This window comes from Nocardia cyriacigeorgica (assembly GCF_005863245.1).
Taxonomy (GTDB): Bacteria; Actinomycetota; Actinomycetes; order Mycobacteriales; family Mycobacteriaceae; genus Nocardia; species Nocardia cyriacigeorgica_C.
Genome location: NZ_VBUT01000006.1, coordinates 63898 through 84080 on the forward strand (window position 1 = coordinate 63898; position 20183 = coordinate 84080).

The 20183-nt window shown below is 68.9% G+C and carries 20 protein-coding genes; 5 read left to right on the forward strand and 15 right to left on the reverse strand.

Features of this window, described 5'->3' with window-relative positions; translation table 11 throughout:
* Nucleotides 1–2: 2 nt before the first annotated feature.
* The 7 genes from FEK34_RS16265 to FEK34_RS16295 all read right to left on the reverse strand — a co-directional run bounded on the left by FEK34_RS16265 (nt 3) and on the right by FEK34_RS16295 (nt 7784).
* Nucleotides 3–1001 (reverse strand): Acg family FMN-binding oxidoreductase, encoded by a 999-nt coding sequence (locus FEK34_RS16265; RefSeq protein WP_138448670.1) that lies wholly within the window; start codon nt 999–1001, stop codon nt 3–5.
* 142 nt (nt 1002–1143) lie between these two features.
* Entirely contained in the window at nt 1144–1875 is a 732-nt protein-coding gene (locus tag FEK34_RS16270; RefSeq protein ID WP_138448671.1) for a hypothetical protein, read from the reverse strand.
* Nucleotides 1876–2001: 126 nt separating this feature from the next.
* On the reverse strand, nt 2002–2769 hold the full coding sequence (locus FEK34_RS16275) for a L,D-transpeptidase (RefSeq protein ID WP_138448672.1): 768 nt from the start codon (nt 2767–2769) through the stop codon (nt 2002–2004).
* 105 nt (nt 2770–2874) lie between these two features.
* Complete coding sequence (locus FEK34_RS16280) at nt 2875–4986, reverse strand: amylo-alpha-1,6-glucosidase (protein WP_138448673.1); 2112 nt, start codon at nt 4984–4986, stop codon at nt 2875–2877.
* A complete protein-coding gene (locus FEK34_RS16285; protein WP_138449068.1) occupies nt 4983–6188 on the reverse strand; it encodes a glycosyltransferase family 4 protein in 1206 nt (401 codons plus the stop codon). Before FEK34_RS16285 ends, FEK34_RS16280 begins: the two co-directional genes overlap by 4 nt.
* A gap of 218 nt (nt 6189–6406) precedes the next feature.
* Nucleotides 6407–6709 carry a hypothetical protein gene (locus tag FEK34_RS16290; RefSeq protein WP_138448674.1) on the reverse strand — a complete coding sequence of 101 codons (303 nt, stop codon included), beginning with the start codon at nt 6707–6709 and terminating at the stop codon, nt 6407–6409.
* A 415-nt stretch (nt 6710–7124) separates the two neighbouring features.
* Nucleotides 7125–7784: a cyclodeaminase/cyclohydrolase family protein gene (locus FEK34_RS16295; RefSeq protein WP_138448675.1), complete on the reverse strand. Its 660-nt coding sequence runs from the start codon at nt 7782–7784 to the stop codon at nt 7125–7127.
* A gap of 105 nt (nt 7785–7889) precedes the next feature.
* On the opposite strand from FEK34_RS16295, the gene FEK34_RS16300 reads away from it, so the two are divergent.
* Entirely contained in the window at nt 7890–8930 is a 1041-nt protein-coding gene (locus tag FEK34_RS16300) for an LLM class F420-dependent oxidoreductase (protein ID WP_138448676.1), read from the forward strand.
* 99 nt (nt 8931–9029) lie between these two features.
* Here the strand turns inward: FEK34_RS16300 and FEK34_RS16305 are convergent, their stop codons facing one another.
* The 7 genes from FEK34_RS16305 to mftR form a co-directional block, all read right to left on the reverse strand.
* Nucleotides 9030–9371: an STAS domain-containing protein gene (locus FEK34_RS16305; RefSeq protein ID WP_138449071.1), complete on the reverse strand. Its 342-nt coding sequence runs from the start codon at nt 9369–9371 to the stop codon at nt 9030–9032.
* An 84-nt stretch (nt 9372–9455) separates the two neighbouring features.
* On the reverse strand, nt 9456–11741 hold the full coding sequence (locus FEK34_RS16310; RefSeq protein ID WP_138448677.1) for a SpoIIE family protein phosphatase: 2286 nt from the start codon (nt 11739–11741) through the stop codon (nt 9456–9458).
* 16 nt (nt 11742–11757) lie between these two features.
* On the reverse strand, nt 11758–12384 hold the full coding sequence (locus tag FEK34_RS16315; protein ID WP_138448678.1) for a SpoIIE family protein phosphatase: 627 nt from the start codon (nt 12382–12384) through the stop codon (nt 11758–11760).
* Complete coding sequence (locus FEK34_RS16320; protein ID WP_036537652.1) at nt 12377–12757, reverse strand: anti-sigma regulatory factor; 381 nt, start codon at nt 12755–12757, stop codon at nt 12377–12379. Before FEK34_RS16320 ends, FEK34_RS16315 begins: the two co-directional genes overlap by 8 nt.
* Before the next feature lie 22 nt (nt 12758–12779).
* On the reverse strand, nt 12780–13166 hold the full coding sequence (locus tag FEK34_RS16325) for an STAS domain-containing protein (protein WP_014351609.1): 387 nt from the start codon (nt 13164–13166) through the stop codon (nt 12780–12782).
* A 10-nt stretch (nt 13167–13176) separates the two neighbouring features.
* The gene (locus FEK34_RS16330; RefSeq protein ID WP_014351608.1) at nt 13177–14070 is read right to left on the reverse strand and encodes an STAS domain-containing protein; all 894 of its coding nucleotides are present in this window, start codon (nt 14068–14070) and stop codon (nt 13177–13179) included.
* Nucleotides 14071–14156: 86 nt separating this feature from the next.
* Nucleotides 14157–14822: a mycofactocin system transcriptional regulator gene (gene mftR / locus FEK34_RS16335; RefSeq protein WP_138448679.1), complete on the reverse strand. Its 666-nt coding sequence runs from the start codon at nt 14820–14822 to the stop codon at nt 14157–14159.
* A 65-nt stretch (nt 14823–14887) separates the two neighbouring features.
* On the opposite strand from mftR, the gene mftE reads away from it, so the two are divergent.
* A complete protein-coding gene (mftE, locus tag FEK34_RS16340; protein ID WP_138449072.1) occupies nt 14888–15589 on the forward strand; it encodes a mycofactocin biosynthesis peptidyl-dipeptidase MftE in 702 nt (233 codons plus the stop codon).
* Entirely contained in the window at nt 15586–16797 is a 1212-nt protein-coding gene (mftD, locus tag FEK34_RS16345; protein ID WP_138448680.1) for a pre-mycofactocin synthase MftD, read from the forward strand. Before mftE ends, mftD begins: the two co-directional genes overlap by 4 nt.
* A 36-nt stretch (nt 16798–16833) precedes the next feature.
* On the opposite strand, the gene FEK34_RS16350 is transcribed toward mftD, so the two are convergent.
* Nucleotides 16834–17304 (reverse strand): MarR family winged helix-turn-helix transcriptional regulator, encoded by a 471-nt coding sequence (locus FEK34_RS16350; RefSeq protein ID WP_138448681.1) that lies wholly within the window; start codon nt 17302–17304, stop codon nt 16834–16836.
* 249 nt (nt 17305–17553) lie between these two features.
* Between FEK34_RS16350 and FEK34_RS16355 the strand changes: the two genes are divergently transcribed.
* Nucleotides 17554–19233 (forward strand): fumarate hydratase, encoded by a 1680-nt coding sequence (locus tag FEK34_RS16355; protein WP_138448682.1) that lies wholly within the window; start codon nt 17554–17556, stop codon nt 19231–19233.
* A gap of 385 nt (nt 19234–19618) precedes the next feature.
* The gene (locus FEK34_RS16360; RefSeq protein WP_249359281.1) at nt 19619–20167 is read left to right on the forward strand and encodes a M15 family metallopeptidase; all 549 of its coding nucleotides are present in this window, start codon (nt 19619–19621) and stop codon (nt 20165–20167) included.
* Nucleotides 20168–20183: the final 16 nt, after the last annotated feature.

A 20183-nucleotide genomic window follows, 5' to 3' on the forward strand; every position in this document is an offset into this window, starting at 1 on the left:
CCTCAGTGCGACGTGCGGTCGACGGTGAAGAACTCGGTGACCGGGCGCCGCGGTGTGGGCGGTTGCTCCGGCTCGTCGGGCGCGGCGCCGATGCGCACCACCACCTGCGGCACCGCGGGCCGTGGAATCAGTCCGGCGATGATGCGCCGGCTCGACGGCAACTCGGTGATATGGGTCAGCGGACAGGTCGCCAGCCCGGCCGCGGTGCATTCCAGCAGCACGGCCGACAGGGCCTCGCCGGTGCGCAGCCACGGCAGCGGGGCGTCCTCAGGGGAGCTGAGCACCGCCAGCCGGGCACGATCGTCGAGATCGCCGCGCCGCAGCGAACGCGGCCCGGCCGGGAAATCCCGCCCGACACCGACCTGCGCGAGTTCGGCGTTCGAGGCCAGCGCGGACGCCGGAATCCCGTCCAGATTGGCGGTATTGCCTGCCCACCAGTGCAATTCGTGCTGATAGTGCGGATCGTGGCGACGCAGGGCCGAGGACTGTTCCGAGGCCGCGGCCAGGCGCGGTCGCGCCGAATCGTCGAGCTCGTCGAATTCGATGTCGTAGGCCGAGACCAGGGTGCGCACTCGGGGACCGAGGTCGTCCCAGTGCGGTGGTGCGAGCATCGGCAGCCGGTCGGTGTGGCGGCGATCGATCGCCCGGGCGAGGGCGAGCAGCCGGTCCGGCGGGTCCGGCCAGGGCCGGAACTCGAGCGTCGCCAGGTGGTCGCGGTGGGCCGGGTCGGGCAACCGGGTGATGTCGGTGTGCCAGTCGCGCGCGGCGAACGCGGTGCTCACATGGTGCAGCATCGCACCGCAGCTGATCACCAGTTGCCTGCCCTGCGGATCGGCCGAATGCAGCCTGCGTTCGCCGTCGCCGTAGAGGTGCAGCCGGGTTCCGTCGAAGACCCAGCGCCAGGGCTGGGTGTTGTGCACCGACGGCGCCCGGCAGGCCAGCCGCAACGCGGCCAGCACTGTCGGATGCTCGGGGATCCGAACTTCGTCGATGTTGGTCATATCTGCGAGTGTGCTCCTCCCGCAGGTGCCTGACCAGGGTCGTCGGTCGCATGTCGGATGCCGGTGCGACGGGCCCGCGTCAACCGGTGCGGCCGCGCAGGTGATCTCCGCGAAGCCGGATCCGAACCGGTGCCGGTGGTGCTCAGGTGATGGGGCTGATCCCGGTGATGAGCGTGCGCCCGCCGACCGTGGCGGTGGTGACGAGCTGAGGGTTGTAGGTGATCGGCTGGGTCTGCGGCCGGTATTCGGTGACGACGACGGTGTACTGACCGACGAAGGCGCCCGGACTGATCGCGAGGCAATGGGTGGTGCCCGCGGGCACCGAATCGATACCGCGCTGGATATCGGCCGCCGACGGCACGGCCGCACCAGGAGCGACGACGGCGCGGGCCTGCTCCCCGGAGCGCGCGACGTAGAACGCGTGCTGGAAGGCGAAGATGGCCGCGGTCCCGGAATCGTCCCCACCGGCGGCATTGCCCTGGATCCGGTTACCCACCCGCTGCGGCGCACATGCGGCCGTATCGCCGGACGGCGCCGGAATCACCAGATCCGGCCGCGCCTGCGCGGTCGCGGAATCGGTGTCCGATCCACCGAATTGCACATACGCCGCGGCCAGCAGCGCGCCGGCGCCGAGCAGGCCGAGCAGCAGCGGCGCCACCCGACGCAGTCCGCGACGGCGTTCCAACGGCTCGGGGCGGCCGATCCGCAGCGGCGGGCCCTGACCGGGCGGTGCGGGCCGGCCCGGCGCGATCTTCTTCGGCGCGGGCAGCGACGACACCCAATCGGCCCATTCGCCCACATAGTCGGCGTTCGCGCCGCTCGTTTCGGTCCCGGACGGCGCCTGGTCCCCGCGCGCACTGTCCCGTCGATCCATAACGCCCCCACCTTCGTCAGGTTCTTCCGTCAGGTCTCCCTATTTGTACTGGACCGACGGGTCGATGGTCGCTCACGACACCCGCCCGGGCGGGTCGTGTGACCTGCCCGGTGCGTGGTGGGGCGATCACCAGTGCGTGGTGACCGGGTCGCCGATGCCGACGTTCTCGTAGTACCAGGCCGCGTCGCCGGGGGCGAGGTTGATGCAGCCGTGGCTGACGTTGGCATAACCCTGTGAGTCGACCGACCACGGTGCCGAATGGACGAACACACCGCTCCAGGTCAGGCGCACCCCGTATTCACCGTCGATCAGATAGCCCTCGGGCGAATCGAGTGGGATGCCGATGGTGCGCGAGTCGAAGACGATGTGCCGGAACTTCTCCAGCACCGGGAAGGTACCGGTCGGGGTCTCCCAGCCCGGCTTACCCATCGAGGCCGGCATCACCCGGACCACCTGACCGCCGATGCTGACGGTGAAGGTGTGCGCCGACATGTCCGCGTCGGCGACGACCCCGGCATTGGTGGCGAACTCGGTGCGGACCTGATCGCCGAAGCGCACACCGATGGTGGCGTTCGCGGGCAGGTAGCCGGTCGGAGTCCAGGTCAACTGCCGGGCGCCGGCCCAGGAGAAGGTGCCGGTCAACGGGCGGTCGGCGGTGATCGCCACCGCCTGTTCGGCGGCGGCCCGATCGGCGACGTCGGCGTCGAATCGGATGGTCACCGGATGGGCGATGCCGACGGTGCGGCCACCGGAGGGCGTGATGGAGGCGACCGTACCGATATCCGCGCCGGGCGGAGATCGGTCGATCATCATGGTGTTCGCCGCGCCCGAACCGACCATGGCCAATGCCATGATCGCGGCGGCCAGGAACAGGTGCCGAATAACGCTTCGCATGGCTCCACCCCCTTCGAGACGGTGTGGTGGGCAGAGGTCCAGTCTAGGCGCGCATGATCAACTACGACACCGGCCGTTGCCTGCTCGTTACGCGACACGCCGCGGCTATTCCGTCACCAACTGCCAATCGTCGGGTAGGCCGTGCACGTGAATTTCCGAGCCCTCCGCGTGCAGGGTGACCGTGGCGGGCCCGAGCCGCATATCGGTGAGCGCGAGCTTGCCCCAGCGCCGCGGTAGCCGCGGGGTGACGATGAGCCGCCGGTTCGGCACGCACGGGGTGAGTCCGAGGAACGAGCGCACCAGCAGCAGCGGCGCCGCACTGGCCCACGCCTGCGGTGAACAGGACGTCGGGTACGGGATCGGCGAGCGGAACTCCGCGCGGCCGAAGCCGCAGAACAACTCCGGTAGCCGGCCACCGAACTCGGCGGCGGCGTCGAGCAGGCCGGTGGTCAGCCGTTCGGCCAGCTCGCTGGCACCCGGGATGTGGCGGTAGCGCTGCAACCCGGCCACCGCGATGGCGGTGTCGTGCGGCCACACCGAACCGTTGTGGTAGCTCATCGGGTTGTAGGCGCCCATGGTGGCGGCCAGGGTGCGCAACCCGAAACCGGAGTCCATGGAAGCGTCGGCCAGCTTGTCGATCAGCTCGGCGGCACGCTCATCGGCGACGATGCCCGTCCACAGACATTGGGCGGCGTTGCTGGTCAGCGCATCGACCTGATGTTTGTGGCCGTCGAGGGCGATCGCGTACCAGCCGTTCTTGGCCACCCAGAACGCCTCGTCGAACCGGGACTTGAGGTCCTCGGCCTGACCGCGCAGCCGCACCGCGGTCTCGTGGTCGCCGAAATGCTCGGCCAGCTCGGCCCGGGCCAGCCGCGCGGCGTAGGCGTAGCCCTGGACTTCGCTGAGCGCGATGGACGGTTCGGCCAGATGGCCGCTCGCGTCGTTGATCGCGTCGTAGCTGTCCTTCCAGCCCTGGTTGGTCAGGCCGCGGTCGGTTTTGCGGCGGTATTCGATGAAACCGTCCCCGTCGGCGTCGCCGTATTCGTCGATCCAGGCCAGCGCGGCGTCGGCGGCGGGCAACAGCTCCCGGATCACCGATTCCTCGGCGCCCCAGCGCCAGCATTCGGCCAACAGCATCACGAACAGCGGGGTGGCGTCGATCGAGCCGTAGTACACCTCGCCGCCGAGCACCTGACCGCCGGCCGGGCCGTGCCGCATCTCGTGCATGATCCGGCCCGGCTCCTCCTCGGTGATCGGTTCCACCTTGGTGCCCTGGAGTTTGGCCAGCTGCCGCAAGGTGCCAACGGCCAGTGCCGAATCCAACGGCAGCGCCATCCAGGAGGTGAGCAGGCTGTCGCGGCCGAACAGGGTCATGAACCAGGGCGCGCCCGCGGCCACATACGCCGGGGACCCGTCGCCGCGTCCGTCGATGCGCAAGGCGCCCAGATCGCTTTCGGTGCGTTGCAGCACCTGGGTGAGCCGGGCATCGGTGGCCGTCAGATCGGTGGCGGTGGCTCGCCAGGCCTTGAGCCTGCTGATCGGGCTGTCCTCGTCGTCGCCGAAGGCCATCTGCACCCGCCGATGCGCCACCACCGGCTGGGCCAGGATCTCGGTCTTCCACTGTCCGTGCGCGGGCACCACCACCTGCCAGGTGATCGTGCCCGGCAGCATCACCGGATCGCCGGTGGCGCTGATGGTGACGCCGCGGCCGGGATCGGTGTGATCGATCAGGTGCAGTTCACCGTCGACGGACTGGGCCTCCGCACTACCGAGATGCTTACGGCCCTCCTTCACCGCGAACAGGTCGGCGAAATCGGCGTCGGCGAACAGGGTCACGGTGATCGCGGTGTCCTCGTGACCGAGGTTCTGCACGATGATCGCTTCCTTGAGCCCCTGGCCGATCATGCGTTTGCGCACCACCAGCACGGTGCTGTCGGCGATGCCCTGGCGCGGCTGCTTGCGCATGATGAACCGCGCCTTGAACGCCTCGGGGGTGAGCACTGTGAGCTGTTCGGCCGCTTGACCGTCCAGCCGCAGCTCCCACCGCGAGATCACCCGCGCGTCGCGATAGAACAGGCCCTGCGAGGTCCCCGAATGGATATCGCCGAGCTGATCGGACAGGCAGAAGGTGCTCGCTTCGACGAGGGTGATGGTCCCCCCGCCGCCGTTGACGGCGGCGGGTTGACCGGAATTGAGGACCCTGAGGGGCTCACTCATGCTCGACTCCAAGCCGGTGTCGTGCCGGTGTCCGCGCGCAGACCGAGCAGGCCGCTGCGCCGGAGCTCGACGGTGGTCAATTCATCTGCCGGGCGATGGGATTCGTCCCACGCTTCGAGTATGCGGTAATAGGCTGCCTCGTAGCCCGCTCCGAGCTGATCGACACCGAAAAGTTCTTCCACGCGCTTGCGGCAGGCATACGGATCCAGATCGCCCGCCTTGGCGATGGCCGCGGGCAGTTCGGCCGGGTCGTCGCAGATGATGCCGGTGACCCCGTCCACGATCACCTCCTCGACCGCCCCGCCGCGCAACGCCACCACCGGGGTGCCGCAGGCCATGGCCTCGATCATCACGATGCCGAAGGGCTCCTCCCAGCGGATCGGGAACAGCAGGCAGCGCGCCGAGGCGAGCAGTTTGCGCTTGGCCACCGCATCGGCCTCACCGAAGACGTGGTCGCGTTCGGTCAGCAGCGGCTCGATTTCCTTGGCGAAGAACGCCTTTTCCGGCGGCTCGTTGCATTTACCGGCCAGGATCAACGGAATACCGGCCTCGTGCGCGGCGTGCAGGGCCAGATGCGGGCCCTTGTAGGAGGCGTAGCGACCCAGGAACAGCGCGTAGTCCTTCTTCTCCACCTGGAACGGCCATTCGCTGGGCCGCAAGGCGTTGTGCACGCGGGCGATCCAGTTGAACGACGGGGCCAGCGCGCGTTGGCGGTCGCTGATGGCGACCAGCCGGGTGTGTTCATCGAGTGCGCCGTAGTAGTCGCACATATCGCCGTCGACCGGGCCGTGCACGGTGACGGCGGTCGGAATGCCGAGCGCCTCATAGGCGGGCGCGTTGAGCGGGCCGGCGAAGGTGTGGTCGTGGATGATGTCGATGGGCCTGCGGCGCGCCAGATCCTCGATGATGCGCCGGACCTTGAGCGCGTTGACCACCTCGGGGAACGGATCGCCGAGCCGGTCGGCCTGGATGCGATCCCAGACCGGGATGAATTCCGCTGCGGTGCCCGGCTTTCCGGCGCCGAGCAGGGTGACCTGGTGGCCGCGCGCGACGAGGGTGTCGGCGAGTTCGGCTACCACCGCCTCCACACCGCCGTAGCCGGCGGGCGGGACATCGAAGTAGGGGGGAGCGACGAGAACGATGCTCAGTTGCCGGTTGCGGGTGGCGCCGTTCAACGCGTCGCTGCCGGGTTTTCGGCCCAGGATGTCGGAGTCGGAATCGGTGGCTTCGTGGGTGAAAATGGTGCTCAACTTGAACCCTCCTCAACAGTGGCCGCCGCACGCGCGAACGTGACCGTCGGCCGATGGGTGGAGCTGATAGCAACGAAAATCACTGGCGCCGAAGATGTGCGGCGCAAGCAGGCAGCAGTGCACTGCTGCACGGACAGCTGATGAATGTCCGACGCCGACGCGGAGGTGATCTACACGGCGCCGGCTCCCGCTCGATCCGGGGCCAGCGTGAACGCCGCGCGGCCGGTGGCCGTCGCGTTCAGAGTGTACCTGGCTCGGCGTAGAACCAGGCACTCGGGTGAGCAGTAGCGGTGGATGTCATGGGCGCGGCGTGCCTGACCCACGGTCAGCTCGCCGGGATCGGCCGAGCAGTCCGCGATGTTGGAAACGACCTGGCGCACCGTGATGACGTCGATCCTGGATTCCTGGTCCGCCTCGCGGTCCAGCTCTTCCGGTTCGAGCGCCGGGGGCGCCGTGATGTACCCGATCCTCACCGTTACCTCCTGCATGTCGAGCTCGAGCTATCAGTTACGGCAGCCGTTGCGGCTGCCGATCGCGCTGGTGACTCGTGGTGACGCACAAAGCAGGTGAAGCCTGAAATCGGTCCGTGAAGTGATGCGTATCACGTAACCGCGGCCCAGTGTACGCGCACTCAGTTACCTACTCGGCAGTTCGCAGGTCGAAGCAGGATTCTGGGCCGCGATCTGCGCCGAATCGGGCATCTACAGTGCAGTTGTGGTGGGAGCCGGTGGCTTTCGGGCGGGGTGGACCGTGACGTCAGAAGGTTCGTTTGGCGGTTTTAGGCCGCGCTGGCTATGTGTGAGCTATCTATTTCTGGGTACTCCAGATGCGCATCGGCCCGGCCGCCGTGGCAGCCGGGCCGATGGTGGGACAGCCGGTGGGGGAGTCTCAGCCGCGCACCGCGTGCAGGACGTCGGCGTGCAGGGCGTCCGCGCGGGCGGTGATGGTCTCGATCCGGCCGAGCGCGGCGGCGAAGGCGGCGCCGTCGTCGGCCGACAGCGACCCGACGTTGATCTCGATATTGAGTCGCGAACTCGTCGCGGCCGCGCGCGCGGCATCGGCGGCCGCGCCGATATCGGTGACCACGTTGGGGTTGCCGATCGGCAGCAGTTCGGCGGCCAGCGACAGCACCTCGTCGGCCTCGTCGACCACGGCCGCGGGCACCCGGGCCGCCTCGATCAGCGCCGCGGTGATCGCCGCGGCGCGGGCCTCGGTCTCCTCCGGGGTGGTCTTGGGCAGCTTGTAGGCCGCGCCCACCGCGGTGAACGCGGCCGCGTCGGCGTCGGCGAGCGCCAGCGCCCGCTGCCTGGCCGCGTCGGCGGCCTCGATGATCCGGTCCACCACCGGACGGTGCTCGGCGTCCTTGGCCCTGGTGGTGTAGCGGGCGACCATCGCGATCAGGGCCGCGCCCTGAGCGGCGTGCAGGGCGGCGACGGCGCCACCGCCGGGTGCGGGCACCTTGGCCGCCAGATCGGCCAGATATCCGGCGACGGTGGCGTCGGCGAAGCTCGGCGCGAGATCCGGATGCGAGGTGGACGGCTGCGACACGGCGGTGTGGCCTTTCGTTGTGCTACGACGGGGCGCACTCACGCTACCGCGACGCGGGTGTGGCCGGTGGCAGGCGCCGGGATAGCCGTGGCTATGTTGAGTGCTATGCGGATCGGATTGGGTATCAATTATTCGGGGGGCTTCAAGGAGGTCGCGGCCGAGGTCGCCGATCTCGAGCGGGCGGGCCTGGACATCGTGTTCGTCCCGGAGGCCTACTCCTTCGACGCGGTGAGCGCCCTCGGGTATCTGGCCGCCAAGACCGAGCGTATCCAGCTGGCCTCGGGCATCTTGCAGCTCTACACCCGCACCCCGAGCCTGACAGCGATGACGGCCGCGGGCCTGGACTTCGTCTCCGACGGCCGGTTCGTGCTCGGGCTCGGCGCGTCCGGCCCGCAGGTGATCGAGGGCTTCCACGGTGTGCCCTATGACGCGCCCATCGGCCGCACCAGGGAACTGGTGGAGATCTGCCGCAAGGTGTGGCGGCGTGAGCGGCTCGAATACGACGGCAAGTACTACCAGATCCCGCTGCCCGCCGACCGCGGCACCGGTCTCGGCAAGCCGTTGAAGCTGATCAATCATCCGGTGCGCGAACGTATTCCGGTGCTGCTGGCCGCGCTCGGACCGAAGAACGTGCAGCTGGCGGCGGAGATCGCCGAGGGCTGGCAGCCCATCTTCTTCCTGCCCGAGCAGGCCGAGAAGGTGTGGGGCGATGCACTTTCGGCCGGTCTGGCCCAGCGTGATCCGGCCCTCGGCCCGCTCGACGTGTACGCCGGTCCGGCGCTGGCCATCGGTGAGAACGTCACGCCGCTACTGGAATTCGTGAAACCGCATCTGGCGCTCTACATCGGCGGCATGGGCGCCAAGGGCAAGAACTTCTACCACACCCTGGCCACCAAGTACGGCTACGGCGCCGAAGCCGACCGCATCCAGGAGCTGTATCTGGCCGGCAAGAAAGAAGAGGCGGCCAAGGTGGTGCCGGACGAGTTGGTCCGCGACATCTCGCTGGTCGGCCCGGCGAGCTTCGTCAAGGAGCGCGTCGCCGCCTTCGCCGAGGCCGGTGTGACGGTGCTCAATGTGGTCCCGATGGCGGCCACCCCGGCCGAGCGCGTCGGGCTGATCGAGCAGCTGCGCTCGCTCTGCGACTGACCACACGGCCGGGTCCGTCCGCGCGACGGGCCAGGCGCGCGTGCACACGGGCCCCGTGCCGACTCGTCGTCGGTGCGGGGCCCGTGGTGTATGAGACGTCTAGTTGCCGCCGCGCAGATCGGCCAGCGCCGCGTCCAGGGTGGTGTGCAGGGCGAACACCTGGTCGAGGCTAGTCATCTTGAGCTGGCGGCTGGTGGCGGGGCCGTCGGCGACCACCGCGATCGCGGTGGTGTCACCGGCGCGCTGATGGGCGGCGACCAGGGCCGCCATGCCCGCCGAGGCCAGGAAGGTGACCGCGGTCAGGTCGATGATCAGGCCCGCGGGTTCGCTGCCGAGGGCCGCGTCGATCGCGTTCTCCAGGGCGGGTGCCGTGGCCAGGTCGACCTCCCCGGTCACCGTGAGCACGGTCGCCCCGTCGCGGGTGGCGACGGAGGTGGTCATCGTGTCGGTGAGGGGATACGCGTCTCCGGAAGTGTTTGTCACATCATCACAATCTGCCATGATCCGGGCGATCCTGCCGAATCGTCACCCGGATACCTGTCGGTTCGTTCCACGTAGCGGGTTGGCCACCGGGAAGGCGATCGCCGGCAACGTCACCGACATCCGCACCCTGGTACCGGACCCGCTGTGGTCGATGTCGAGCTCTTCGGTGAGCGCACGCATCATATCCAGTCCCCGGCCACGGTACCCGCGATCGGCCGACTGTGGCTTCCAGTTGCCGGTGTCGGTGACCCGGATCTCCACCTGCTCGGTATCGCAGCGCGCGCTCAACTCGACCACGCCCGAGTCGCTGTCGCGGTAGGCGTGCTCGATGCTGTTGCTGCACGCCTCATTGGCGGCGGCGACCAGGTCGGAGGCCAGATCGTGCGGCACGGCGGCGGCGGTGAGCCAGGCCTTGAGGGTGCGCCGCAATACCGACAGCTGTTCGGCCCTGGCGGGCACCTCGACGTGCAGCGGTGCGGGCGGCTGCCGGTAGACGACCATGGCGACGTCGTCGTCGTAGCCGCCGGCCGGGCGCAACCGTGACAGCACCGCGTCGGCCACTTCGCGCGGTAGCCGCTCATGGGTCTCGGCCAGCACGTCGGCGATCTGATCGAATCCGTCGTAGATGTCGACCCCGCGCTGTTCGACGAGCCCGTCGGTGAACAGCACCAGCGTCGAACCGGGCGGCAACGGCGTGGTGGCTTCCGGGCGCCGCGGCATGTCGAAGGTCGCCAGCGGCACCGCGCGCCCGCCCTCCAGCATCCGTCCGGTGACGCCGACGTCGGCCAGGATGGGCGGCATATGTCCGGCGTTGCTGTAGCGCACCAGGCCGCGGACCGGGTCGAGCACGGCCGCGCACACCGTGGTGCACATGGCGCCGGGGATCCGGGCGGCGACGGTGTCGAGTTCGGCGAGCAGCTGCGCCGGGCCGGCCCCGCGCAGCAGCAGGGCGCGTGCGGCGGTGCGCAGCTGGCCCATCACCACCGCAGCTGACAGGCCACGGCCGACGCAGTCGCCGACCACCACGCCGATGGTCCCATCCTTCAACGGCACCACGTCGTACCAGTCGCCGCCGATCTCGAGCGGCGGCAGCGCCGGTTCGTAGTGCACCGAGAACCGTGGCGGCAGCTCGATCGGGCCGAGCATGGCGCGCTGCAAGGTCAGCGAGGTGGAACGGGCTTGGTCGAAGTTGCGTGCCCGCTGCACCGCGAGGCTGAGATGGCCGATGAGCAGGGAGAACAGCGTCCAGTCGGCGGCGCCGACGACGCGTGGCGCGGCGAAGCGCAGCCACAGCGCGGCGTCGGCGGTCTCACCGAGCGGGGCGACGATGCCCTCGGCCCGGTCGGCGCCCTCGGGTACCGCGATGAGGGTGCGGCCCGGGCGAAGCCTTGCCCGCTCCAGCAGCTCGCGGGTTTCGGGGGCGAGCACCTGCGCCGGCTGTGGTTCGCCGACGGCATCGGGTTCGGCGTCCACCGCCGCCCCGGACACGTACACCTCGGGCTCGCCCTGCCGGGTGGGCCACACCGCGACCACCGCGGTCTCCGCGCCGACGGTGCGCCGCAGCTCGTCCAGGCCGACCTCGAGCACCTCGGCGACGCTGATGGCCGAGGCCACCGCCGTCGCCAGCCGTGAGGCCGCCTGATCGCGGGCCTGGGCGTCGTGCTCGGCGGTGACGTCGCGAATGGTGCCGACGAAGATCCGCTCATTGCCCTCGGGCTTGACCAGCGTGCTGGTGCTGACCGCCAGCCAGCGGTCGCGGCCGTCGCGATGCCGGATCTGGGTGACGAAACGCAGCGCTGCGGTCCCGAGATCGGGATAGCGCTGCCCTTCCGGCAGCGACCACGGATGCGGCAGCGCGTACGGCACCTCGTTGGCGCCGTACCCGGTCAGTTCACCGAAGGCGGAGTTGACCTCGATGATGGTGCCGCGAGCATCGGCGACGAAGAACCCGTCCTGCAACGATTCCACCAGCGCGGTGCGGAATTCGTCGCGGCCGGCCAGATCGTCGGCGCGCGAGCGCTGCTGCTCATAGCGGCGGGTGCCGTCGAGATAGCCGCGGGTGGCGACGTCGAGGGTGATCAGGGTTTGCAGCAGGAATTCCAGCGCCGATTCCTCGAGCGCGTTCGCGGCGGACTCGCCCGCTTCGGCCTGCACCTGTTTGACGACCCGGTAGTGGTTCTCGGTGAGGTCGAGCAGGCTGATGCCCTCGACCAGCGCCCGCCGTCCGAGCTCATGGCCCTCGGCGAGGCTGTCGTGCGCGGGGGAGCGCAGATGGCGCCGCAGCGCGTCGGCGTAATCGTCGAGGAAGACGGCAAGGACCGTGCTCATCGTCGGCACCCACCGCTCATGAGTTTCCGTTCACGCCACGCACCCTGGCCGCCAGGACCAGGGCGTCGTCGCTGTCTTTGGCGTTGTGTTCCAGCAGCGCGGCGGTGATGTCGACGGCCGAGGTCGACAGGTCGACGGCGGTGCCGGAATCGATGACGACGCCGTCGGTCGACATCAGCAGCAGGTCACCGGGACGCACCGCGACGGTCTGCGGTTGCAGGTGCGGTGGCAGCCGATAGCCGACGATCCCGCCGGTCTGCAACACCGTCGCGCTGATCGAGGGTCCGGTGGGGCCCGCAGTGAACAGGTGGGTATCGACATTGCCGACGCCGAGCCACTGCACCGAATCCGCGCCGAACAGCGCCAGCGATACCGCGGCACCGCGGGTGTCGGCCATGGCCCGATGACACAGCACCATCAGCTCGTCCAGCGGTTCGCCGCGATGCTCGGCCAGCACCCGCGCAGCGCGGTCGACCGCCGACGCGGCCGCCTCGCCGTGGCCGAGCCCGTCCAGGACGGCGAACAGCGCGCTCCCGTCGCCGGTGTCGAGCACGACGCACCGATCGCCGGAGATCTGCTGTCCGGGTAAGGCGCGACCGGCAACGGCCCATTCGATCCGGCCGATGAACCCGTCGTCATGCACCGTTGGGTACCCACTTCCACATCTCCACCAACGTGCCGCGTCCGGGGCCCGAGTCGACCGTGAGCCGGTCCATGAGTCGTTTGGCGCCAGGCAATCCGAGTCCGAGCCCGAGGCCGGTGGAATAACCGTCCTCCATGGCGCGGGCGATATCGCGGATGCCGGGGCCGTTGTCGCTGGCCTGCACCACCAGGGCCTGGCGGCCCTCGCGTTCGTCGACGAGTAATCGGATCTCGCCGCTGCCCGCGTAGCTGGTGATGTTGCGCGCGACCTCGGAGATGGCGGTGGAGATCATGGTGCGGTCGGTGAGGGAGAAGCCGAGTTGTTCGGCCAGTTCACGTCCGGCCTGACGAGCGGTGACGATGTCGTTGGACATTTTCACCGCGATGACTCTGTCCTCAGCGGCCACTGTCACGACCGTCTCGCCGCCGGGCAGGGACATTGCTGTTCAGCCAGGCCAGGCCCTCTTCCAGGTCGAGGGCCGTGTGCATGTCCTCGAAGGTGAGGCCGAGCTGGACCATGGCGAACGCGACTTCGGGTTGCAGCCCGACGATGACGGTCTGGGCGCCGCGCAACTGCGTCATATGCGCGATGGTGCGCAGCGATCTGGCCGCGAAGGAGTCCATCACGTCGATCGCGGTCACATCGACGATGATGCCGTGCGCCCGGTACTTGCTGACCTGGGTCATCAGGTCGTCCTGCAGACGCTCGGTATCGGCATCGGTCAGTGCCGATTGCACCGACGCGATGAGATATGTGCCCTGTTTGAGAATCGGAACCGGCATGGGCGGCTGATCAACGCCCGCCGCGCTCGGAGACGCGGGAGATCTCGTAGCCGAGCAACCGTTCGGCCTCCTCGATGCCACCCTGGAGGTCGCCGACGGCGTTCATCTTCGACAGGTCGAGGCCGATGGTCACCAGGGTGAGCGCGATGTCGGAGGACAGGCCGGTGATGATGACGTTGGCACCCATCAGACCGGAGGCGTCCACGGTCTGCACCAGGTGGTTGGCGACGGTCTGGTCGATTTCGGGCACACCGGTGATGTCGATGACGACCACCTTGGCGCGGTTGGCCCGGATCGCGCGCAGTAGCTGTTCGGTGAGCTGGCGGGCGCGCTGGCTGTCGAGCACGCCGATGATCGGCAGGATGAGCAGTTGCTCACGCACCTGCAGCACCGGGGTGGACAGCTCGCGGATGGCTTCCTGCTGCTGGCGGATGACGCGTTCGCGCTCCTGCACGAAGGAGACGCCCACCGTGTTGGCGATGCGGTTGGCGGCCGGTTCGTAGGCGTCGAGGACGTCGTTGAGCAGTTCGAAGTTCGACTGGTACTTCTCGAACAGCGAGCGGGCCAGCACGTCGCGCAGCAGCAGCACGATGCCGAGGATCTCGTCGGTCTCGACGCCTCGGGGGATGATGCGCTCGGACAGATCACGCGCGTAGGCCTGCAGCGCTTCGACGCTGCCGGTCTCGAGCACCTCGACGTAGTTGTCGAAGATCGAGGTGGCCTCGGAGAAGATCTCCTCCGGCGTCATGGCGGTCAGCAGGCGGGCATCGGTGATGCGGCGCGCCCACTCTTCCCGCAGCACGGTGCGGTTCTGGCGCAGATGCTCGACCAGCTGCGGAAGCAGGTTGTCGACCGGTCCTGCGGCCAGTGAGTCCGCCGAAAGGCTCATGGACACCTCGGACATGGAAACTCGTGCCCCTTTCGACGGGTCTGTCGGGCCGCGCTGGTCGGCCTGGGTTGCGCTCGGCTGCGTGCCGATATCGAGCCTAGTCATACCCCAGCCGTCGTGCCGTCGAAACCACCAGGTCGTGCTGTCGCGCCGTGGCGTCGGTCACGGCCGGTCGCGGGCGGTGGTGCGAAGCCGTGTTCCAGGGCTTCGAGGACCTCGTCGAGGTAGACGGTGAGATCGGTATCGGCGCGGGTCAGCCAGGCGTCGAAGGCTGCGCGGGCGGCCGCGAGGGTGGCCCGGCCGACGGCCATCGGGATCAGCGCGTCCTCGGGCTGGCCGAGGCGGGAGGCGGCGAAGGAGCTGACGGTGCGCTCCCACGCGTCGTAGTGGGCGCCGGCGGTGGCGGCCAGCGCGGGCACGGTCGCGACCAGTTGCATGCGGGTGCGCAGTTCGGGCACGTCCTCGGCGCGGTAGCGGTTGGCGTTGACCACCACCCGGCGCACCGCGGTCATCATCGGGATGTCGGGGTCGACGGTGGCGAACGCCTCGCGCAGGGCCTGGACCTCGGCGTCGAACTGGTACCAGAGCACCTCGGCCTTGCTGGGGAAATAGCGGAAGAAGGTGCGCCCGCTGACGCCCGCGGCCGCGGCGATCTGTTCGACGGTGGTTTCGTCGAAGCCTTGTTCGCTGAACAGCCGCATGGCGATGAGTTCGAGCTCGCGCTTGCTGGTGCCGCGCGGGCGCCCGCGGGTGCTGTGTGCCGTCACGGCTATTGATTATGCGGCCCGGCGGCCTATTGATTATGTCAGTGAGTGACGTTAATGTCGGCGCCATGATGGCGGATCTCACATGGACCGAGGCGGGCGCATATGTCGCCGCCGGTGTGATCCTCGCCGTGCCCATCGGTTCGACCGAACAGCACGGCCCGCATCTGCCGCTGTCCACCGACACCGACATCGCGCTCGCGCTGTGTGCCGGCCTGGCCGCGCGGCGCTCGGATGTGCTCGTCGCGCCCGCTGTCCCGTACGGCTCGAGCGGGGAGCACGCGGGCTTTCCCGGGACGCTGTCCATCGGCGCGGCCGCTCTGGAACTGCTGATCGTGGAGCTGTGCCGCTCGGCCACCGGCTCCTTCGACCGGATCGTGCTCGTCAACGGGCACGGCGGCAATGTCGAGCCGCTGCGGCGGGCGGTGGAGTTGTTGCGCACCGAATCCCGTGACGTGCGCCTGTTCCTGCCGCGCTACGACGGCGATCCGCACGCCGGACGCACCGAAACCGCACTGCAACTGGCGCTCTCGCCCGACCGGGTTCGTAGCGAACGGGCCGAGGCCGGCGACACCCGGCCGCTGCCGCGGATCCTGCCGCTGCTGCGCAGCGGGGGAGTGCGCGCGGTGAGCCCCAACGGCGTGCTCGGCGATCCGGCGGGCGCGACCGCCGAGGAGGGCGCCGCCCTGCTGACCGACCTGATCACCCAACTGACCGACCAGACCCGGCTGTGGTGGCCGGTGACCTCCCCCGAAAGGACCCAGCCATGAACCCGTGGTTCGAGACCGTCGCCGAAGCGCAGCGGCGCGCCAAGAAGCGGCTGCCGAAATCGGTGTACGGCGCGCTGATCGCCGGCTCCGAACGCGGCCAGACCATCGAGGACAATCAGGCCGCCTTCACCGAACTGGGTTTCGCGCCGCACGTCGCCGGGCCGATCGGGGAGCGCGATCAGTCGACCACCGTGCTGGGACAGCAGATTTCGATGCCGGTGCTGATTTCGCCGACCGGTGTGCAGGCGGTGCATCCGGACGGTGAGGTGGCCGTCGCCCGTGCCGCCGCAGCGCGCGGCACCGCGATGGGGCTGTCCTCGTTCGCCAGCAAGCCGATCGAAGAGGTGATCGCGGCCAATCCGGCGACGTTCTTCCAGCTGTACTGGTGCGGCAGCAAGGACGAGATCTCGGCGCGCATGGCCAGGGCCAAGGCCGCGGGCGCGGTCGGGCTGATCCTGACCCTGGACTGGTCGTTCTCACACGGGCGCGACTGGGGCAGCCCGGTCATCCCGGAATCGCTGAACCTGCGCACCATGATGAAGTTCGCGCCGCAGACGCTGGTCAAGCCGCGCTGGCTGAGCACGTATGTGCGTTCGGGCAAGCTGCCCGACCTCACCGCGCCGAACATGGCCGTCGGTGGCGCGCCCGCGCCCGGATTCTTCGGTGCCTACGGCGAATGGATGGGCACCCCCGCCCCCGATTGGGACGATGTGCGCTGGATCTGTGAGCAGTGGGACGGCCCGGTCATGCTCAAGGGCGTCATGCGCGTCGACGACGCCCACCGCGCCGTCGACGCCGGCGTGGCCGCCATCTCGGTGTCCAACCACGGCGGCAACAATCTCGACGGCACTCCCGCCGCCATCCGTGCTCTCCCGGTGCTGGCCGATGCGGTCGGCTCCGAGATCGAGGTGCTGCTCGACGGCGGTATCCGGCGTGGCAGCGACGTCGTCAAGGCGGTCGCGCTCGGTGCCCGCGCGGTCATGATCGGCCGCGCCTACCTGTGGGGCCTGGCCGCCAACGGGCAGGCCGGGGTGGAGAACGTGCTCGACATCCTGCGCGGCGGCATCGACTCGGCGCTGCTGGGCTTGCGCAAGACCAGCATCCGCGACCTGGATCGCAGCGATATCGTCGTGCCCGCCGGATTCGAACGCGCCCTTGGTGTTCCGGCCGCGAACGAACTCGGCGCCGCGGTCTCGAATCCCGCCTGACAATTGAAAAGGCCGGCTCACCCGTGGTGAGCCGGCCTATCTATTGCCGTTCGAGGCGCGGTGGTGCTTCAGCAGGACGTCGTAGATATCGGCCAGAGCGGTGAGCTGCTCGCGATCGAGGACGTCGATCATGTGCCTGCGCACGCTGTCCACATGGGCCGGCGCCGCGGTCGTCAGTACTTCCACTCCGCGCGGGGTGAGACGGGCGGCGGTGCGGCGGGCGTCGTCGGGAATGGGCGTGCGGGTCACCAGACCGCGCCGCTCCATCCGGGTGATCTGATGCGAGAGCCTGCTCTGTGACCACTCCAGCTTGGCCGCAAGATCGGCGAAGGTCAGGCAGTGCTCGGGGTCCTCGGCGAGGTAGGCGAGGACCGAATACTCGACGTAGGTGAGGTCGGATTCCCGCGTCGAATCGCGTCCGACAGCGGCCGCGATCAGGTCGCGGGTCCGGACGAATCCCATCCAGGCCCGCTTTTCGACGTCATCGAGCCAGTGGGGGTCGGTCACGTTGGTGCTCCAATTCCGGCGGTTCGGGTCAGGTCCGCGCACCGGCGCACCGCGCGATACCTGCTGAAACGAGAGTTAGCACCCTCGGGGTTGAACGTGCAACCTTTTGTGGCCGATCCCAGTATGGCAAGCCTTGGATAGGGTTGCCTAACCGCATGCGGGGTGCCGATCGGTCGTTAGGCTCGCTGTGCTTCAGTCCAGCCGTGGCTGTTGCCGAGCCCGACACTTTGCCCGAAGGAGTGCGCTTCAGTGACCGCCGCGCCGGACTTCCGCTACTCAGACCTGCTGCCGATCGGTGCCGATGACACCCCGTACCGGTTGCTCACCACCGAAGGCGTCAGCACCTTCGAGCACAACGGCCGCACCTTCCTCCAGGTCGAGCCGGAGACCCTGCGCCTGCTCACCGCCGAGGCGATGCATGACATCAGCCACTACCTGCGCCCCGCGCACCTGGCGCAGCTGCGCAAGATCATCGACGACCCCGAGTCCAGCGGCAACGACCGGTTCGTCGCGCTCGACCTGCTCAAGAACGTCAACATCTCCGCGGGCGGCATCCTGCCGATGTGCCAGGACACCGGCACCGCGATCGTCATGGGCAAGAAGTCCGAGGGCGTGCTCACCGGTGCCGACGACGCCGAATGGATCAGCCGCGGCGTGTACGACGCCTACACCAAGCTGAACCTGCGTTACTCGCAGCTGGCCCCGCTGACCATGTGGGACGAGAAGAACACCGGCAACAACCTGCCCGCGCAGATCGAGCTGTACTCCAACCCCGGCGATCCGGCCGACCCGTCCTACAAGTTCCTGTTCATGGCCAAGGGCGGCGGTTCGGCCAACAAGTCGTTCCTGTACCAGGAAACCAAGGCCATCCTGAATCCCACCCGGATGCTGGAGTTCCTGGACGAGAAGATCCGCTCGCTCGGCACCGCGGCCTGCCCGCCCTACCACCTGGCCGTGGTCATCGGCGGCACCAGTGCCGAATTCGCCTTGAAGACGGCCAAATACGCCTCCGCGCACTACCTGGACAACCTGCCCACCGAGGGCTCGATGACCGGCCACGCGTTCCGTGATCTGGAACTCGAGGAAGAGGTCTTCCAGCTCACCCGCGAGTTCGGCATCGGCGCGCAGTTCGGCGGCAAGTACTTCTGCCACGATGTGCGCGTGGTGCGCCTGCCCCGCCACGGCGCGTCCTGCCCGGTCGCCATCGCCGTGTCCTGCTCGGCCGATCGCCAGGCGCTGGCCAAGATCACCAAGGACGGCGTGTTCCTGGAGCAGCTGGAAACCGAACCGGCCCAGTACCTTCCCGAGCAGACCGACGCCATCCTCGGCGGCGACGTGGTGAAGATCGACCTGAACCGGCCGATGTCGGAGATCCGCGCCGAGCTGTCGAAATACCCGGTCAAGACGCGGCTTTCGCTCACCGGCCCGCTGGTGGTCGCGCGCGACATCGCGCACGCCAAGATCAAGGAGCGCCTCGACGCAGGCGAGCCGATGCCGGACTACCTGCGCGATATGGCCGTCTACTACGCCGGCCCCGCCAAGACGCCCGAGGGTTACGCCTCCGGGTCCTTCGGGCCGACCACCGCGGGCCGCATGGACTCCTACGTCGACCAGTTCCAGGCCGCGGGCGGCTCTTTCGTCATGCTGGCCAAGGGCAATCGTTCGGCGCAGGTGACCAAGGCGTGCAAGGAGCACGGCGGGTTCTACCTCGGCTCGATCGGCGGCCCGGCCGCGCGGCTGGCGCTGGACTGCATCAAGAACGTCGAGGTGCTCGAATATCCGGAGCTCGGCATGGAAGCGGTCTGGAAGATCGAGGTCGAGGACTTCCCGGCGTTCATCGTCGTCGACGACAAGGGCAACGACTTCTTCGCCGAGACCCAGAAGCCGATCGCGCTGCGCGTGCGCACCCGCTCCAAGGAACGGGTCTGAGCTCACGCATAGGTGGTGACGACGTCGCATACGTTCTGGACCCGGGTAAAGCGCCACAACGTATGCGATATGCAGGTGGGATGGGGCCGTGTCCTGGACTCGGGCGAGTCATAGGTTATGCACATGATGGGGATGGGCTGTGGACAACCACAATCCTGAGCGGATTCGGTTGCGCCGCAGCCCGTTCTCGTCCCTGCGGATTCGGCATTCCTGGTGGTCAACGGGATTGAGGTGGGCGAAGGTGAAAACCATTGCCGCATGCGAATTGTGATCCACAACACGTGGATAAACTTGTGGACAGTTGTTGTTTCAAGTTGTTCTGCCTGGTCGCGCCCCCGCAGGCGTGAGCTGGGCCTCTCGGCGTGTCGCGCTACCATCGACGGCTATGTGGTCATCGAGGGAAGCATGGATCGGGCGCCGGCCGGCGATCGCGGCCGTGTTGGCGCCGCTCGCCGTCGCGGTAGGCCTCGCAGCGCCTGCTGCCCAGGCCGCGCCCGCACCGCAGCCCGCGCCCCCGCCGTCCGGCGCCGCCCTGGTCTGGCCGATCGCCGCGGCGGGCACCGAGGGTCTCGACCCCCTGCTCGCGCTGGCCTACACCATGGCCGCCGACGAAGCCCACGCCGCCGGCGTTCCGCTGTCCATCACCTCCGGCTACCGCACCCCCGCCGAACAGCAGGCGCTGTGGGACGACGGCCTCCGCACCTACGGCAGCCCCGAGGAAGCCCGCCGCTGGGTGCTGCCGCCTGGCGAATCCACTCACGTCACCGGCCGTGCCATCGACGTCGGGCCGATCGAGGGCGCGGGTTGGTTGGAAGCCAACGGGTATCGCTGGGGGCTCTGCCGGACCTTCGACAACGAGTGGTGGCACTTCGAGTTGGCCACTTTCCCTGGTATGCCGTGCCCGCCGCGGGTGCCCGACGCCAGCGTGCGCTGAGCTCGGCGGCGACCGG

What these genes read in the sequence shown, in the direction of transcription:
- mftE (WP_138449072.1), top strand. Translation starts at nt 14,888, where the DNA reads ATGATGGCGGATCTCACATGGACCGAGGCGGGCGCATATGTCGCCGCC.
- FEK34_RS16325 (WP_014351609.1), bottom strand. Translation starts at nt 13,166, where the DNA reads ATGCCGGTTCCGATTCTCAAACAGGGCACATATCTCATCGCGTCGGTG.
- FEK34_RS16305 (WP_138449071.1), bottom strand. Translation starts at nt 9,371, where the DNA reads ATGACCACCTCCGTCGCCACCCGCGACGGGGCGACCGTGCTCACGGTG.
- FEK34_RS16320 (WP_036537652.1), bottom strand. Translation starts at nt 12,757, where the DNA reads ATGTCCAACGACATCGTCACCGCTCGTCAGGCCGGACGTGAACTGGCC.
- FEK34_RS16280 (WP_138448673.1), bottom strand. Translation starts at nt 4,986, where the DNA reads ATGAGTGAGCCCCTCAGGGTCCTCAATTCCGGTCAACCCGCCGCCGTC.
- FEK34_RS16360 (WP_249359281.1), top strand. Translation starts at nt 19,619, where the DNA reads ATGTGGTCATCGAGGGAAGCATGGATCGGGCGCCGGCCGGCGATCGCG.
- FEK34_RS16265 (WP_138448670.1), bottom strand. Translation starts at nt 1,001, where the DNA reads ATGACCAACATCGACGAAGTTCGGATCCCCGAGCATCCGACAGTGCTG.
- FEK34_RS16310 (WP_138448677.1), bottom strand. Translation starts at nt 11,741, where the DNA reads ATGAGCACGGTCCTTGCCGTCTTCCTCGACGATTACGCCGACGCGCTG.
- FEK34_RS16275 (WP_138448672.1), bottom strand. Translation starts at nt 2,769, where the DNA reads ATGCGAAGCGTTATTCGGCACCTGTTCCTGGCCGCCGCGATCATGGCA.
- FEK34_RS16270 (WP_138448671.1), bottom strand. Translation starts at nt 1,875, where the DNA reads ATGGATCGACGGGACAGTGCGCGCGGGGACCAGGCGCCGTCCGGGACC.
- mftD (WP_138448680.1), top strand. Translation starts at nt 15,586, where the DNA reads ATGAACCCGTGGTTCGAGACCGTCGCCGAAGCGCAGCGGCGCGCCAAG.
- FEK34_RS16330 (WP_014351608.1), bottom strand. Translation starts at nt 14,070, where the DNA reads ATGTCCGAGGTGTCCATGAGCCTTTCGGCGGACTCACTGGCCGCAGGA.
- FEK34_RS16300 (WP_138448676.1), top strand. Translation starts at nt 7,890, where the DNA reads ATGCGGATCGGATTGGGTATCAATTATTCGGGGGGCTTCAAGGAGGTC.